Below are 15,554 nucleotides of genomic sequence, written 5' to 3'. Positions count from 1 at the left end.
GGCGACTCCTACAGAGACTGGTCGAGGACGGCGCCTTCGAGCACGGCGACGAGGTTCTGCTGCAGGCACGGGCCCGAGGTGGCGTGCGCGACCGCGCGGGCGGCCGAGCCGTCGAGGATCCGCAGGGCCGCCTCACCGAGGCGGATCAGGCCGGTGGCCATGACCGGGTTGGCCGCGAGCGGCCCGCCGGACGGGTTGACCGTCACGTCGCCGGACAGGCCGAGCGCCGCGCGCAGGATGGGCTCCTCGTGGCTGAACTGGGTGTGCAGCTCGGCCACGTCGACCGAACCATTGCCCACGCCGGCCGCCCGGCCCGCCTCGCCCGTGGACACCGATCGGGACAGGTCGCGCATGCCCAGGTAGTGGGGCTCCGCGCGGTGCGCGATGCCGGTGATCCAGGCGGGCCGCCCGGCCAGCTCGCGGGCGCGGTCCCCGGCGGCCAGCACCACGGCCGCCGCTCCGTCCGTGACCGGCGCGACGTCGTACGGCCGCAGCGGCTCGACCTCGAACTCCTCTCCCGAAGGGTCGGGCAGGTCGAGGGCGTAGGGGTTGGCCCGGCCGTCGGCCCGGCTGCGCCGTACGATCTCGTCCAGCGCCGCTCTGTCCGCGTTCACCGCGCAGGCCTGCAGGGCGGCGTACGACACCTGGTCGAGCCCGAGCGGCGCCAAATAGTAAGGATCGAGCTGGAGCGTCATGATCTCCCGGATGTCCGACATCGACGACTTGCCGAAGCCGTAGACCAGGGCGGTGTCGATGTCGCCGTGCTGGAGCCGCACCCACGCCTCGTAGAGCGCGAACGCGCCGTCCATCTCGACGTGGCTCTCGCTGATCGGCGGCCAGGCGCCGACCGCGTCGAGCGCCGAGACGAACGAGAACGGCGCCCCGGCCAGGTAGTCGCACGAGCCGGAGCAGGTGAAGCCGAACCTCTTCAGCCCGGTCGCCCGCTTGACCTCGTCGATGACCGGCAGCAGCAGCTCCGGCTCGGCCAGCCCGGTGTCGTGGCCGGTGTGGACGGTCTGGGCGAAGGCGACGACCGCGACCTCCCTCATCACGACCCCCCGATGGAGTCGTCGAGGTCGGCGTCCGGCTCGCCGGTCGGCTCGAACCACTTCACGTTGGTCATCGACGGCGTCCGCTCCTCGGGTGGCACCCACACGGCGCGCACCCGCATGCCCTGCCGAACCTCGTGCGCCGGGATGCCGCCGATCAGCGCGATCATCGGCGTGTCCGCGCCGTCCAGCAGCACGTACGCCGAGACGAACGGCACCTCGGGGGCCCGGGGATCGGGCAGGTTGTTGATCGCGTAGGTGGTGACGGTGCCGGTGTCGGCGACCTCCACCTCCTCCTCCACGACGGAGCCGCACGCGGGGCAGGACACCCGGTAGGGCACGTAGACGGCGGCGCATTCGGCGCACCGGCCGCCCAGGAACCTGCCGTCGCGCACGCCTTCGAGGAAGCGGGTGAGCGCCCGGCCCGGCGTGACGCGATACTCGGCCCGCACCGGCGCGACGAGCGAGGTGACCTCGGGCAGGAAGCACTCGATGTCCGTGATGTGGCCCGTCGTCGCGGCCCGCCAGCGCGGGCGGACCCGCAGGCCCGGCCGCAGCTCCTTCGGGCTTCCGGCGTCCACCGCGTGGACCAGGGCGGTGTCCGCGCCGTCGAGTTTGACCAGCGCCCAGGCGAACGGCCGGTCGAGCGGATGGCCGGGGCGCGGGGAGCCGACCCAGGCCCACGCCTGGACGGTCCCGGCCGGTCCGACCTCCACGTACTCCTCGGTGACCGGCTCGCCCGTGTCCGGGTCGTACTCCAGCGGCGGCACCAGCACCCGCCCGCCGGCCGTACGGACCCCGACCAGCCGCCGGTCGCGCAGCTCGGTGAGGAACCGCCCGATGACCGGACCGGTCGTCCGCGTGTAGCCGCCGGGAAACTCCAGAACGTGGGTGGCGACCGGCGATTCCTCAGATGGCACGATCCCTGCCTTCCCAGTAGGGGGCGCGGAGCTTGCGTTTGAGCAGCTTGCCGTTCGGCTCGCGGGGCATCTCGTCGATGAAGTCGATCACGCTCGGCCACTTCATGCGGGCCAGGCGGCCCTCCAGCGAGAGGACGATCTCCGCGGCCAGCTCCTGCCCGGGGACGGCGCCGGGCGCGGGCTCGACGACGGCCATGATGCGCTCGCCCCACTCGTCGTCCGGGATGCCGAAGACGGCCACGTCGGCCACCTTCGGGTGGACCATGATCTCCTTTTCGATCTCGGCCGGATAGATGTTGGCCCCGCCCGAGATGATCATGTCGGCCTTCCGGTCGCAGAGGAACAGGAAGCCGTCCTCGTCCAGGTAGCCGATGTCCCCGACGGTGAAGTAATCACGCAACCGGTTGGCCGCGGTCTTCTCCGGATCGCCCTTGTACTCGAAGGAGATGCCCATCTTCATGTAGACGGTGCCGGGCGTGCCCGCGGGCACCGGGACGAGCTCGTCGTCCACGATCAGCAGCTCGCTGCCCGGCCAGGCCTTCCCGACCGTGCCCGGCCGTTTCTTCCAGTCCTCGGGGGTCGCGATCGTGCCGCCGCCCTCGGTGGCGGCGTAGTACTCGTAGATCACGTCGCCCCACCACTCCAGCATCTGCCACTTGACCGGCACCGGGCACGGCGCGGCGGCGTGGATCATCCACCGCAGCGACGACAGGTCGTAGGACCGCCGCGTCTCCTCGGGCAGCGACAGCAGCCGCTTGAAGTGCGTGGGGACCATGTGGGAGTTCGTCACCCGGTGCCGCTCGCACAGGCGCAGGGTCTCCTCGGCGTCCCATTTGTCCATGAAGACCAGCGTGTGGCCCATGTGCAGCGCCATACCGGCGAACTGGGTGACGGCCGTGTGGTAGCCGGGCGAGGTGACGAGGTGGGCGTTCGGCCGCCCCGGCGTCACGCCGAACAGCCGCAGCAGGCCCGTCATCAGCTCGGCGGCGTCGTCGGGGTCGAGGCCGGTGAGCGCGCGCCGCACGCCCTTCGGCCGTCCCGTCGTGCCGGAGGTGTAGTGCATGGTGGCCCCGGCCGTACGGTCGCCGGGCAGGGTCTCGGGCATGCCGCCGGTCAGCTCGGCCACCGGGCGGAAGCCCTCGATCTCGCCGTAGGAGAAGCACCGCTCGGCCGCGATACCGGCCTCCCGGGCGCCCCTGACGGCCTCGGCGGCGTACCGCTCGTGGACGAGGAACGCGGCGGCCTCGCTGTCGGCGACGATGTAGCCGATCTCCGGCCCGGTGAGGTGCCAGTTGACCGGCGTGTAGTACCACCCCGCCTGCAGGGCGGCGAGGTAGAGCACGAGGCCGTCCGCGCCGTTGGGCAGCAGGCCGCAGATGCCGTCGCCCGGCCGCAGGCCCAGCGCACGCAGGCCGTGGACCATGCTGTTGGCCCGGGCGAGCAGTTCGCCCGCGGAGTGTTCCGTGCCGTCGGGATCGACCGCCGCGATCCACGCGGGGTCGGCCTGCGCGAGCCTCCAGAAACCGAGTGAGCCCATGTGCCAGCTCCCTATGGGGGTGCGCCACAAAGCCCGGGCGTCAGCGGCCGCGAAGTGAAGCACGCCGGCACGACGCTGACAAGATCTGGCAATGCGGAGCGACTCAGATGAGAATCGGTTCTAGTTCTTGCGGGCAGACTAACCCCGCGCGCGATGTCTAACAAGCGCTTGATCGAACCGGTGACGCCGTCCCGCTGGAGGACACCTGTGGAGCTCCTGCCCATCAGCACCCCGCACTGCCGGATCGAGCGCGACGGTCACGTGGTGGTCGTCACAATGGACCGCCCCGAGGCCAGGAACGCGCTCTCCCAGGACATGCTGGTGGGGCTGGCCGAGGCCTGGCAGTACATCTCGGACGAGCCCGAGGTGCGGGTCGGCGTCCTGACCGGGGCGAACGGCACGTTCTGCGCCGGGGCCGACCTCAAGGCGATGGGCACGCCGTCGCAGGACGAGCGGGTGCGCCGCCGGGCCGCCGAGATCCCCGACTACCACTGGAAGGGCCTGCTGCGCGATCCCGAGGCGCTGCCGTCCAAGCCGATCGTGTGCGCGGTCGAGGGCTACGCCGTGGCGGGCGGCACCGAACTGCTCGTCGGCACCGACCTGCGCGTCGTCGCCGAGAGCGCCACGCTCGGGCTGTTCGAGGCCAGGCGGGCGCTGTTCCCGATGGGCGGCAGCGCCATCCGGCTGCCCCGCCAGATCCCGTACGCGTTCGCCATGGACGTGCTGCTCACCGGCCGGGCGGTCACGGCCCCCGAGGCGCTCGCGATGGGCATGGTCAACCGGGTCGTGCCGGACGGCCAGGCGCTCGCGGCGGCCCGCGAGATCGCCGGCCAGGTGGCCGCCTGCGGGCCGCTCGCCGTACAGGCGATCCTGCGCGCCTACCGCGAGACACTGGGCATGCCGGAGGCCGACGCGTTCAAGGTCTCCGACGCGATCGGCTGGCCGGTCATCGGCTCCGAGGACGCCAAGGAGGGCGCGCGCGCCTTCCGCGACAAGCGCCCACCCGTCTACCAGGGCCGATAGCGGGTCAGGGGCGGGCCTGGACCATGGCGTGGGTGCCGGTGGTGCGCCACGGGCGGCCGGTCGCGTCCAGCTCCGCCAGCGTCCGCTCCGGCACGCCGACGAGCGCGTCCGACTTCAGCGTGCGCAGCGCGACGACGGGCCCGGGGAAGTAGCCGGTGACCGCGGCGAACGGCGTGGTCGCCGGCCACATCCGGTCGCCGACGAGCCGCCGGTAGTTCAGGTCGCCCTTCATGACGGTCAGCGAGGCCGAGGCGAACTCCTCGCGCAGGTCGTCCGGCATGTCCGAGTAGGGCAGCGGAGCGCAGGCGAAGGGATGCGCCCGCAGTCTGAGACGCCCCTCCTCCGTCGCGGCCCACAGGCGGGCGCCGGCCTCCCCGGCCCGGCCGGGGGCCTCGGCGAGCCGCCGCAGGCACGCGAGCACGTCGGCCGGGGTCGCGTCGGACACGAAATACGGGACGGGTTTCACGTGGATGACGACCTCGCCCGCGAGCCCGCGCGTGAGGAGATGGTCGACGAGCACGAGGTCGGGCAGCAGTTCGCGCCCCGCGTTGTCGGCGACCAGGCAGATCCGCCCCGGCGCGGCGGCATCGAGGAGCGACCACAGCAGTGGGCCGTCGTCCACGACCAGGCCGGTCGCCCTCTCGTGGTCCCCGTCGAGCGTGACGCCGAAGGACAGGTCGGCACGGTTGCCCCAGAGCGAGCCGAGCAGGAGCGCCCGGGCCTGCTCGTCCCGGGACAGCGTCGCCGTCTCGTCGAGCGCCGCGAGTTCCCCGTCCACGACCGGGCCCTCGAGCTCGGCCTGCTTCATCGGGCCGAACGGGTCGACCCCGCGCCACGGGCCGTCGCCGAAGTATCCGGTGGCCTCCAGCAGCTTGCGGTAGAAGTAGCTCTCGCCCCACAGGAACGGCACGTCGACGTAGCGGCGGCCGATCTTCCCGCGTCCCCACTCGGCCCAGGCGGCGCCGTCGTGCGCCGACGGCTCCAGCGGCGCCATGACGTCACGCACGACCTCGTCGAGCAGCCGGTCGAGCGCGCGCCGCCGGTCCGGGTCGTACGGCAGCGCCCGCGCGACCTGGCGGACGAGCACGGGATGCCGCTCCCTGAAGACGCTCAGGGCGTAGGCACCGGGGACGTTCCCCATGATCGGCGGCGGGATGGGCGGGGCCTCCGCCACGGTCTCGTCACCGGCACGGCTCATCGCGGCGTCCTCCCCCAGCTCGCGGGACATCCCCAGCAGTAAAGCAGCAGGGCGTCACGCGAGCGGGGGGCGGGGCCTCACTCGTCCCGGGTGATGCGGCCGAGGCGTTCCATGGCCTCGACGTACTCCTCCACCATCTCGAAGACGACCTGTTTCGCCGGCTTGACCTGGTTCATCGCGCCGATGATCTGACCGGCGGGGAACGTGGCCAGCTCGGTCGCGTCCGACCTGCCGATCCGCCGCAGCGCGTCGGAGATCAGCATGAACTGCAGCGGCATCGGCAGCGTGCCGGGCGACTCCGCCGACTCCCAGGCGTCGGTCCACTCGTTCTTCAGCAGGCGGGCGGGCTTGCCGGTCCAGCTCCGCGACCTGACGGTGTCGCGGGAGGTGGCCGCGATGATGCGCCGCCGTACGGTCTCGGAGGTGTCGGCCTCCTCCACCGCCAGCCAGATCGAGCCGGTCCACACGCCCTCGGCGCCGAGCGCCATGCCCGCGGCCATCTGACGGCCGGAGCCGATGCCGCCCGCGGCCAGAACCGGCACGTCCACCGCGTCCACGACCTGCGGGATGAGCACCATCGTGGAGATCTCGCCGGTGTGGCCGCCCGCCTCGGTGCCCTGCGCCACGACGACGTCCACGCCGACCTCGACCTGCTTGACGGCGTGGCGCGGCGTGGAGGCGAGCGCGGCCACCTTCACGCCCTTCGCGTGCGCCTGCTCCACGACGTCGGCGGGCGGCGGGCCGAGGGCGTTGGCCAGCAGCGCGATGGGGTGCCGGAGCGCGACCTCGACCTGCGGCCGGGCCGTCGCGTCGGTCCAGCCGAGCAGCACCTTGCCCGAGTCGGATCCGTCCAGCGGCGGCACGCCGTGCCGGGCCAGCAGGTCCTCCACGAAGGCCCTATGCCCCTGCGGGATCATCCCCTGCAGCCGTGCCACCAGGTCGGCCGGGGAGTCCACGTCGAGGTCCGACCCCGCGTAGGAGGCGGGCATCACCACGTCCACGCCGTACGGGCGGCCGTCCACGTGGTCGTCGATCCACTTGAGCTCGATCTCGAGCTCCTCGGGGGTGAAATACAGGGCGCCGAGCACCCCCATGCCGCCGGCGCGGCTCACCGCGGCGACGACGTCCCGGCAGTGGCTGAAGGCGAAGATCGGGAACTCGATACCGAACATGTCGGTGACACGTGTCCGCATGCCTTCGAACGTACGACGGCCTAAAGCGAACTGCAACGCGTTCTAGTGACCTGCGTTCGGCGCGTTCCTACCAGCCGGTAACTCGACGGCCACGGACGCGACGGGAACTCTCACGAGAACACGTTCCAGCGCGCCGGGGCGGCGATCACCCGGCGATGACCACCGTTAAAGTCAGATTTCATGACAATGCGGGATTGCGGCCATACCACGGGAGTCGTACCTTCCCCCTATGGATCTGGAGATCCGCCACCTCAGAATCGTGCACGCGGTCGCCGAAGCCGGGAGCGTCACGAAAGCGGCCACCCGGCTCGGCCTCGCCCAACCGTCGCTCACCGCTCAGCTCAAGCGCATCGAGCGCTCACTCGGGGGTCCGCTGTTCGAACGCGACCGCAACGGCGCCCGTCCCACTCCTCTCGGCGAGATGGTGCTGTCCCGCGCCCGGGTGCTGCTGCCCGCCGTACGGGACCTCCAGGAGGACGCGGTACGGTTCGCCAACACCTCGGTCAAACTGCCCGGCTATCGCATCGGCGCGACGAACGGGCCCATACTCGGCGGGCTGGTCGAGCGCCTGACCGCCGACCAGCCCGGCATCCCGGTCACCACCCGCACGTCCTGGTCGGCCGGTGAACTGACCTCGCTCGCGGTGGCCGGCCGGCTCGACTTCGTGCTGCTCGGGACGTGCGGCGACAGCCCGCCTCCCCCGGCCGAGGCGATGAACTGGACCACGGTCGGCACCGACCCGGTCTTCGTGCTCCTGTCGGAGGACCACCCGCTCGCCGGGGAGAGGGAACTGCAGTTGTCCAGCCTCGCCGACGAACACTGGACGGTCGCCCCCGGCGACGGCTGTTTCGCCGACTGCTTCGCCGCCGCCTGCGCCCGGGCCGGGTTCGTCCCCGACTCCATCTACGAGACGGACGTGGCGACCTGCCTGCACCTGGTCGGGGTGGGCAAGGCGGTCGCCCTCTGCCAGGCCACCTTCCGGCTCACCGCCGGGCTGGTCATGATGCCGCTGGCCGGTGCGCCGCTGCGCTGGCGGCACCTGCTCGGCTGGCACGCCGACTCGATGGGCGCGCGGGCCGCCGCCCCCGTGGTCGCCGCCCACGCCCGGGCCGCGTACGCCGACGCGGTCCGCCGCAGCGCCCGCTACGCGGACTGGCTCGTCACCAACCCCGAATACGGCACCGTCCCCTGACGCGGCGGCGGGCGCACCCCGTCCGCCGCCGCAGGTCTGTCCACGCGTTCCGGCCGAGGCTGAGCGCCCGCGCGCTCGCCGGCGTACGCCGCGGCGCCTTCTCTTCTCGCGCTCGCGCACGCCCGGAGGTCCGAGGGCGGTTATTTCCGGGCCAGCGAATCCCCCAACGAGGGCGGTTCCATAACTCGGTGATAGGGGCGAATTGATAGATCCACGTGACAGCGGAGGTCGGTTACGTTGACGGCACCCCCCAAAGACAAGGAGAGCCCCACATGCTCCACAGACGCACCGTACTCGCCGGATGCGCTCTGGCCGTCACGGCCCTCGCCACGGTCGCCACCCCCGCCATGGCCGAGCCGAACAACTCTCCCGCCTCCTCCGCCGTCAAGCCGCCGCCCGCGATGGTGGAGGCGATGCAGCGCGACCTCGGACTCACCCCCGCCCAGGTCGACGCCCGCCTCGCGAACGAGGCGAAGGCCATGGCCACCGAGGCCAAGGTGCGCGCCACCATCGGTGACGCCTACGCCGGATCCTGGGTCTCCGGCACCACCTCCGAGAGCTTCATCGTCGCCACCGCCGACGCGTCCAAGGCCGGCGCGATCCTGTCCGCGGGCGCGCAGCCGAAGATCGTCGGCCGCAACCTCGCCACGCTCGAGTCCGCCGAGGCCGCGCTGGACCGGGCCGCCGCCGGCGCGCCCGCCTCCACGTCCGTCTGGTACGTCGACGTGCTCAGCAACAGCGTCGTCGTGCTGTCCTCCAACACCGCCGAGGCCGAGGCGTTCGTGGCCGCGAGCGGCGCCGACAAGTCCGCCGTACGCGTCGAGCAGTCCAACGAGCAGCCGCAGACCTACTACGACGTGCGCGGCGGCGACGCCTACTACATCAACAGCTCGGCCCGGTGCTCGATCGGCTTCTCCGTGCGCAGAGGAACCACGAACGGCTTCGTCAGCGCCGGCCACTGCGGCCGCGCCGGCAACAGCACGACCGGCTACAACCGGGTCGCCCAGGGCACCTTCCAGGGCTCCTCGTTCCCCGGCAACGACTACTCCTGGGTCGCGGTCAACAGCAACTGGACGCCCAGGGGCTGGGTCAACAACTACAGCGGCGGAAACGTGGCCGTGAAGGGCTCCACCGCCGCGGCCGTGGGTTCGTCGATCTGCCGGTCCGGCTCGACCACCGGCTGGCACTGCGGCACCGTCCAGCAGCTCAACGCCAGCGTCCGCTACTCCCAGGGCACGGTGAGCGGGCTGACCCGGACCAACGTCTGCGCCGAGCCCGGTGACTCCGGCGGCTCGTTCATCTCGGGCAGCCAGGCCCAGGGCATGACCTCCGGCGGCTCGGGCAACTGCTCCTCCGGAGGCACCACCTACTTCCAGCCCGTCAACGAGGCCCTCTCGGCGTACGGCCTCACCCTCGTCACCGGCTGATCCAGCCGATCGGAGGAGGCTCCCCCGCCGGCCCGGCACAGGGTCAGCGGGGGAGTCTGCGCCATATGGGGCGGGGAAGCAGGCGCATGACGGCGAACGCGAGCCGCAGCCGCGCGGGGACCCACACGGTCCCCTGCCGCGTGTCCAGGGCCTCCACGACCGCGTCCGCGACCTCGGCCGCCGTCACCGACATCGGGGCGGGGGTCATCCCCCGCGTCATCCGGCCGATCACGAAACCCGGCCGGACGACCACGACCCGGGCCCCGGAGCCGTGCAGCGCGTCGGCCAGTCCCTGGGCGAAGCCGTCGAGCCCGGCCTTGGCCGAGCCGTACACGAAGTTGGCCTTGCGCACCCGCACCCCGGCCACCGACGACAGCACGACGAGCGTGCCGTGTCCCTGCTCGCGCAGCCGCCCGGCGGCGGCCAGCCCGATCGAGACGTGGCCGCCGAAGTTGACCGCGACGTCTCGGGCGGCGGCCACCGGGTCGGCGTCGTAGACCGCCTGGCTGCCGAGCACGCCGAACGCCGGGATCACCACGTCGAGGTCGCCGGCCCTGGCGGCGGCCTCCTCGATCAGGGCGGCGTGCGTCTCCGGGCGGGCGGCGTCGAAGTCCAGCACGTGGACCTCGGCCCCGAGCCGTTCGAGGTCCTCCACCGGCACGGCGGCGCCGCCGTCCTTCACGGACGCGGAGGCACCGTTTTCCCTGGGTGCGGAAGCACCGCGGACGGCGAGCACGACCCGGCGGGCGCCCCGCCGGACCAGCCGTTCCACGATCGCGAGGCCGATCTCGCTGCGCCCGCCGAGCAGCAGGACGGTGTCGACCGAACCCAGTGCGTTCCTCACAACCACTCCTTCAGCACAGGCGCAGCCTACGGGCGAGGTCGGAGACGAAGACACCGTCCGGGTCGGCCCGGCGCCGGATCTCCCGCCACTCCGGCAGCCGGGGGTACGTCGCGGCCATGGTGGCGGCGGACATGCGGGAGTCCTTGGCCAGGTAGAGGCGGCCCCCGGCCGCGGCGACCCACTCGTCGAACTCGGTCAGCATCGCGGCCAGCCCGCTCTGCCCGGCCGGGATGTCCAGGGCCAGCGTCCACCCCGGCATGGGGAACGACAGCATGCCGGGGGTCCCCGCCCCGAACCTCTTCAGCACCGTCAGGAACGACACGACCCCCGCGCCGGACAGCCGCTCGACCACCCGGCGCAGCGTGTCCTCCGCTCCGATCGGCACCACGAACTGGTACTGCACGAAGCCGCGCGGGCCGTACATCCGGTTCCAGCCGTCCACGCCGTCGAGCGGATGGAAGAACGGCGCGATGCCCTGGACGATCCGGCGCGGGGCGGCGGGGGCCTTGCCGTACCAGGCGGCGTTGAAGGCCCGGACGGTGCCCCGGTTGAGCAGGCCGCCGGGCACCCGGGGCGGGGCCGACAGCAGGGGCCGCGGCGCGAAGGCGAGCGGGTTCCCGCGCGCGCGGGCGGGCAGGTCGCCCGGCACCGCGTGGTCGCCCCGGGTGAGCACGCCCCGGCCCATCCGCCCGCCCCGCGCCAGCAGGTCGATCCACGCGACCGTGTAGCGGTGACCGTCGTCGGTCGCGGTCATCGTCGCCAGGGTCTCGTCGAGGTCGCGGGTGCGCTCGACGTCCACCCGCACCCACGCGGTCTCGACCGGCACGCACCGGAACGTCGCCTCGGTGATCACCCCGGTCAGCCCCATGCCGCCCACGGTGGCCCAGAACAGGTCGTCGCCGGGGCCGAGCGTCCGCAGGCTCCCGTCGGCGGTGAGCAGGCGCAGCGAGCGCAGGTGGGCGCCGAAGGAGGAGTCCACGTGGTGGTTCTTGCCGTGCACGTCGGCCGCCACGGCCCCGCCGACCGTGACGTACCGGGTGCCGGGGGTCACCGGGACGAACCAGCCGCGCGGGACGAGCGCGGTCATGAGGTCGTGCAGGCTGATTCCCGCCGACGCGGTGACGAGCCCCGTGGAGTCGACCTGCCACGACCGCTCCAGCGCGGTGCAGTCGAGCACGAGCCCGCCCGCGTTCTGCGCGGCGTCGCCGTACGCGCGGCCGAGGCCGCGGGCGACGACGCCACGGCTCCCCGCCTTCGCCAGCAGCGCGGCCGCCTCCTCGGCGGTGCGCGGGCGGGCCACGGTGGCGCGCGTGGGCGCCGTGCGCCCCCATCCCGTCAGCAGAGTCATGCCAGTTGGATACCGCACGCCAGCAGGACCAGCATCAGCGCGAGGAAGACCTGGAGCGGGCGGTCGCGCAGCACCAGTTCCTCGGGTTCCTCCCCCACTCCGCGGTCGACCAGCAGCGCGTGCCGCAGCACGACCAGCACGAACGGCACGATGCTGAGCGCGCAGAACGCCCTGGCCGGCCCGGTGTGCTCCTGGAGCGCCCACAGGCAGTAGGTGACGATCATCGCCCCCGAGGCCATGACGCGCACGTGGCCGAGGTAGCTCGCGGTGTAGGTCTCCAGCGTGGCCCGGGCGATCGGGCCGTCCCCGGACCGGGCGCGGAGCTCGGCCTCCCGCTTGCCGGTCACCAGCAGCAGCGAGCCGAGCGAGACGACGACCAGGAACCAGCTCGTCACCGGCACGGCCACGGCGACCGCCCCCGCGTACGCGCGCACCACGTGACAGCCGGCCACCGCGACCAGGTCCACCACGGGCTGGTGCTTGAGCCAGAGGGTGTAGGCGAAGGTGAGCGCGAGATAGGCGGCCACGACGGCGGCGAGCGGCCACCCGCCCGCGAGCCCGGCGAGCAAACCGGCCGCCAGCAGCACCGTGCCCGCGGTCCGCGCGAGCCGTACGGACACGATCCCGGCCGCGATCGGGCGCAGCCGCTTGCGCGGGTGACGCCGGTCGGCGGCCACGTCGGCCGCGTCGTTGAAGAGATAGGAGCCGCCGGCGGCCAGGCAGAAGGCGGCGAACGCGACGAGCGAGCCGCGCAGGCCCGCCCCGGTGGTCAGCACCCCGGCGGCGGCCGGCGCGGCGAAGACGAGCGCGTTCTTGAGCCACTGCCGGGGCCGGCAGGCCCGCACCAGCCCGGCCGCGCGTGCGCGCCGGGAGGGCGTGCCCGCCGGAAGCGTCGCCACCGGCGGGCCCATCGGCGGGTTCAGCGCGCTCTCCCGCTTCACGGACAGGTCCGCTTCCCGGGTCAGTTCACGCGGCGGGGCCGCAGCAGCCACGCCCCGACGACGGCGAGCGCGAGCCCGAGGATGAGCGCCACCAGCGGGAGCGTCGTCCTGATCAGCGTGATCTGGGCCATGTTGTCGCGTGCCGTCTGCACCAGGTTGCCGACGGTCTCCGGGGTGAACGACGCGGTGGCGATGAAGGCGGGCAGGCGCTCGACGCCGTCGGACGTCTTCAGCACCTCGTGGCGCTGCTGCTCCTGCTTGACCGCCACGCCGGTGTTCGGCTCCACCCAGAACGTGATGGTGCCGTCGTAGACGCGCTCGACCTGGATGTCCCCGGTGCCCTTCATGCCGAGCACGGAGGCGGGCGCGCTGAGCGTGTCGGTGACGGTCGGGGGGATCTGCTGCGTGAACTTGTAGACCGGCAGCCCGTTGACCGTGTCCTCACCGGCGAACGTCGCGTCGTACGCCTTGCGGGCGTCGGCGTTGAACACCTGGTAGGTCTTCTTCTCGACGCCGAAGGGGAACAGGAAGACCTGGCCCTGCAGCTGCACGGGCTGCGCGCCCTCCCCGTTGTCGACGCTGGTGCCGCAGCAGGTGACGCCCTGGCCGTTGAACTTGTTGAACGCGCTGCGGAACTGCGTCATCGAGATCCGCGGGTTGTTGTTGGTGACGTCGCTGGCGGCGGTGAACTGGTCCCACACCACGTGGTCGTCCTTGGACTCCTTGACGTCGCCCCGGACGGTGACCGTGATGTCGAGGTCGCCGGTGAGGACCTTCAGGTCGCGCATGCTGAAGTAGCGCGCGTTGGGAGCGGTCAGCTTCGCGACGCTGTACTGGTCGGCCGGCGCCTGCACGAGCTTGTCCGCCACCTGGAACCGCAGCAGTGGCGCGAAGACGACCAGGAACGCCCCGATTGCCAAGAGAACAACTCCCACTCCGCGGCGCATCGCTCCTCCTGGGGCAGGCCAGTTGATGCCTATTTATCCTGAAACAGGTTTCTATTTCGCTGTATGTTAGACGGGGCAGTGACCGACGTCACGAGGGATATGGAAAAGTGACCGAAACAGGTTCTAGCTCGTCGGTGACTCGTGACATGTTACCCGCCGGTTCGCAACCCGTTCGTGACACTGCCGTGCCTGTCGGCCACGTCGACGCCCTCGACGGCGTGCGCGCGCTCGCGGCCCTCGCCGTCCTCGTCTTCCACGTCGCGATCGAGTCGGCGGCGGCGCTGCACGACAACTTCTTCAGCAGCCTGCTCGCCCGGGGAGACGTCGCGGTCCCCATCTTCTTCGCGCTGTCCGGGCTGCTCCTCTACCGGCCGTACGCGCGTGCCGCGCTGCTCGGCGGGCGTCCCCCGGACACCCGCGTCTACCTGGTCAAGCGCGCCCTGCGCATCCTCCCGGCGTACTGGCTGGTCGTGGTCGTGGCGATGGTGCTGTGGTCCAAGCCGCACCTCGGCGACGTCAAGACGTGGCTGCAACTGCTGCTGCTCGGCCATACCTACGAGATCCACCCCTGGTGGTTCGGCCTCGGGCCACGCGGGCTCGCCCAGATGTGGAGCCTGTGCGTCGAGGCCGCCTTCTACGTGCTGCTGCCGCTGGTCGCCGCCGTGCTCGCGGCGTTCGCGCGGCGCGGCGGCCCCGGCCTCGACGCCCGCGCGCGGCGGCTGCTGACCGGCGTCGCCGTGCTCGCCGCGTCGTCGTTCGCGTGGGCGCTGCTCACCTACTACCCGGTCTACCGGCCCTACCTGAACGCCTGGCTGCCCCGGGCCTGGGTGTTCTTCGCGGTCGGCATGGCGCTGGCCGTCGTCTCCGAGTGGGCGCGGGAGGAACGCGACCCCGACGGCCCGGCGCATCGCCTCGTCCGGGCGGTGGGCGCGTCGGCGGGCTCGTTCCTGCTCGTCGCCGCGCTCGCGTACGCCGTGGCGGCCTCGCCGCTGACCGGCACGCGCTTCAGCGGCGTGGACGGCGTCTGGGCCGACCTGTCGGAGCTGGCCCTGTACGCCACGGTGGCGGCCGGACTGGTGACCCCGGCCGCGCTGCTGCCGGCCGGGGGCTCGCCGTACGGCCGCTTCCTGGGCAGCCGCGTGATGCGCTTCCTCGGCCGGGTGTCGTACGGCGTGTTCCTGTGGCAGTTCGTGGCCCTCTATCTCTGGTACGACTTCACCGAGCAGCAGGCGTGGAGCGGGAACTTCGCCGGCAACCTGGTCGTGGTCGGCGCGCTCACGCTGCTGCTCGCCACGCTCACCCACCGGTACGTCGAGGAGCCGGCGAGGCGCCTCGCCCGCCTGGCGACCTCGTCACGGAAGCGGACGGAGACGGAGACACCGACGGAGACACCGACGGAGACACCGACGGAGACGGCCGCGGCGTCGCCGCGGCCGTAGGGGCGGGCGCGCCGGGCACGGGGTCGCCGTAGGCGAAGCCCTTCAGGCAGACCCCCGACGGGTCGTCCAGCCGGATCAACAGCCCCTTGCCGACGGCCGTGACCGGGAAGCGCACCAGCGCGCCGCCGGAGCCGGTGGCGTGGAACCGCAACTGTCCCCGCTGGCCGCTCATCTCGTAGTCGCCGGTGCCCGCGCGCTCGGCGGTGTAGGCCAGCCCGGCGATCGGCCCCGGCCCGCCGAAGGACACGACGTCGGGGAAGAAGATCGCGTCGCCGAAGAGCGGGAAGCACGAGCGGTCCTCCGGCGGCACCACCCCGACCGACGCCTTGACCTCGACCGGCGCGAGCCCGCCCTTGTCGTCGAAGACGAGCGCCTGCTCCGACGGCTCGGGCACCCGCATCCGGGCGCGCAGCGCGGGCCGGGCGAGCGGGGCCAGCAGGTGGTGGCTGAGCCTGCGGTTGCCGTTCCAGGGCAGCACGATGTCCTCGGGCAGCGG

13 protein-coding genes are annotated in these 15,554 nt (G+C 72.5%); 4 read left to right on the top strand and 9 right to left on the bottom strand.

Translation table 11 applies throughout. The features are described from left to right. Nucleotides 1–8: 8 nt before the first annotated feature. The 3 genes from HHX30_RS17015 to HHX30_RS17005 are packed head-to-tail and all read right to left on the bottom strand — an operon-like array spanning nt 9 to nt 3,506. Nucleotides 9–1,049, bottom strand: coding sequence for a thiolase domain-containing protein (locus HHX30_RS17015; RefSeq protein ID WP_169982935.1), 1,041 nt, complete (start codon nt 1,047–1,049; stop codon nt 9–11). After that, the gene (locus HHX30_RS17010; protein WP_169982934.1) at nt 1,049–1,969 is read right to left on the bottom strand and encodes a Zn-ribbon domain-containing OB-fold protein; all 921 of its coding nucleotides are present in this window, start codon (nt 1,967–1,969) and stop codon (nt 1,049–1,051) included. The genes HHX30_RS17015 and HHX30_RS17010 overlap by 1 nt, the downstream gene beginning before the upstream one ends. Then, nucleotides 1,959–3,506 carry an acyl-CoA synthetase gene (locus tag HHX30_RS17005; RefSeq protein WP_169982933.1) on the bottom strand — a complete coding sequence of 516 codons (1,548 nt, stop codon included), beginning with the start codon at nt 3,504–3,506 and terminating at the stop codon, nt 1,959–1,961. Before HHX30_RS17005 ends, HHX30_RS17010 begins: the two co-directional genes overlap by 11 nt. A gap of 207 nt (nt 3,507–3,713) precedes the next feature. On the opposite strand from HHX30_RS17005, the gene HHX30_RS17000 reads away from it, so the two are divergent. Next, the gene (locus HHX30_RS17000; RefSeq protein ID WP_311922508.1) at nt 3,714–4,529 is read left to right on the top strand and encodes a crotonase/enoyl-CoA hydratase family protein; all 816 of its coding nucleotides are present in this window, start codon (nt 3,714–3,716) and stop codon (nt 4,527–4,529) included. 4 nt (nt 4,530–4,533) lie between these two features. On the opposite strand, the gene HHX30_RS16995 is transcribed toward HHX30_RS17000, so the two are convergent. Next, nucleotides 4,534–5,757, bottom strand: coding sequence for a damage-control phosphatase ARMT1 family protein (locus tag HHX30_RS16995; protein ID WP_249350134.1), 1,224 nt, complete (start codon nt 5,755–5,757; stop codon nt 4,534–4,536). Nucleotides 5,758–5,804: 47 nt separating this feature from the next. After that, entirely contained in the window at nt 5,805–6,920 is a 1,116-nt protein-coding gene (locus HHX30_RS16990; protein ID WP_169982931.1) for a nitronate monooxygenase family protein, read from the bottom strand. A gap of 229 nt (nt 6,921–7,149) precedes the next feature. On the opposite strand from HHX30_RS16990, the gene HHX30_RS16985 reads away from it, so the two are divergent. Together HHX30_RS16985 and HHX30_RS16980 are read left to right on the top strand one after the other, a co-directional pair. Continuing rightward, nucleotides 7,150–8,112 carry a LysR family transcriptional regulator gene (locus HHX30_RS16985; RefSeq protein WP_169982930.1) on the top strand — a complete coding sequence of 321 codons (963 nt, stop codon included), beginning with the start codon at nt 7,150–7,152 and terminating at the stop codon, nt 8,110–8,112. Nucleotides 8,113–8,384: 272 nt separating this feature from the next. Continuing rightward, on the top strand, nt 8,385–9,539 hold the full coding sequence (locus HHX30_RS16980; RefSeq protein WP_169982929.1) for a S1 family peptidase: 1,155 nt from the start codon (nt 8,385–8,387) through the stop codon (nt 9,537–9,539). Nucleotides 9,540–9,582: 43 nt separating this feature from the next. Here HHX30_RS16980 and HHX30_RS16975 read toward each other — a convergent pair whose 3' ends face one another. The 4 genes from HHX30_RS16975 to HHX30_RS16960 are packed head-to-tail and all read right to left on the bottom strand — an operon-like array spanning nt 9,583 to nt 13,592. Beyond that, nucleotides 9,583–10,383: an SDR family NAD(P)-dependent oxidoreductase gene (locus tag HHX30_RS16975; RefSeq protein WP_169982928.1), complete on the bottom strand. Its 801-nt coding sequence runs from the start codon at nt 10,381–10,383 to the stop codon at nt 9,583–9,585. A 10-nt stretch (nt 10,384–10,393) separates the two neighbouring features. Beyond that, nucleotides 10,394–11,731, bottom strand: a complete 1,338-nt coding sequence (locus HHX30_RS16970; protein ID WP_169982927.1) for an FAD-binding oxidoreductase — start codon at nt 11,729–11,731, stop codon at nt 10,394–10,396. After that, nucleotides 11,728–12,642, bottom strand: a complete 915-nt coding sequence (locus HHX30_RS16965; RefSeq protein WP_169983064.1) for a decaprenyl-phosphate phosphoribosyltransferase — start codon at nt 12,640–12,642, stop codon at nt 11,728–11,730. Before HHX30_RS16965 ends, HHX30_RS16970 begins: the two co-directional genes overlap by 4 nt. Nucleotides 12,643–12,692: 50 nt before the next feature. Next, nucleotides 12,693–13,592, bottom strand: a complete 900-nt coding sequence (locus HHX30_RS16960; protein ID WP_249350133.1) for a DUF3068 domain-containing protein — start codon at nt 13,590–13,592, stop codon at nt 12,693–12,695. A gap of 212 nt (nt 13,593–13,804) precedes the next feature. Between HHX30_RS16960 and HHX30_RS16955 the strand changes: the two genes are divergently transcribed. Further along, a complete protein-coding gene (locus HHX30_RS16955) occupies nt 13,805–15,058 on the top strand; it encodes an acyltransferase (protein WP_311922506.1) in 1,254 nt (417 codons plus the stop codon). Nucleotides 15,059–15,554 lie beyond the last annotated feature (496 nt).

Origin of the sequence: Microbispora sp. H10836, from assembly GCF_012999525.1 — a bacterium.
In the GTDB taxonomy this organism is placed as follows: Bacteria; Actinomycetota; Actinomycetes; order Streptosporangiales; family Streptosporangiaceae; genus Microbispora.
Note: the sequence above shows the minus strand (reverse complement) of the source record. Positions and strands in the feature narration are given on the sequence as shown.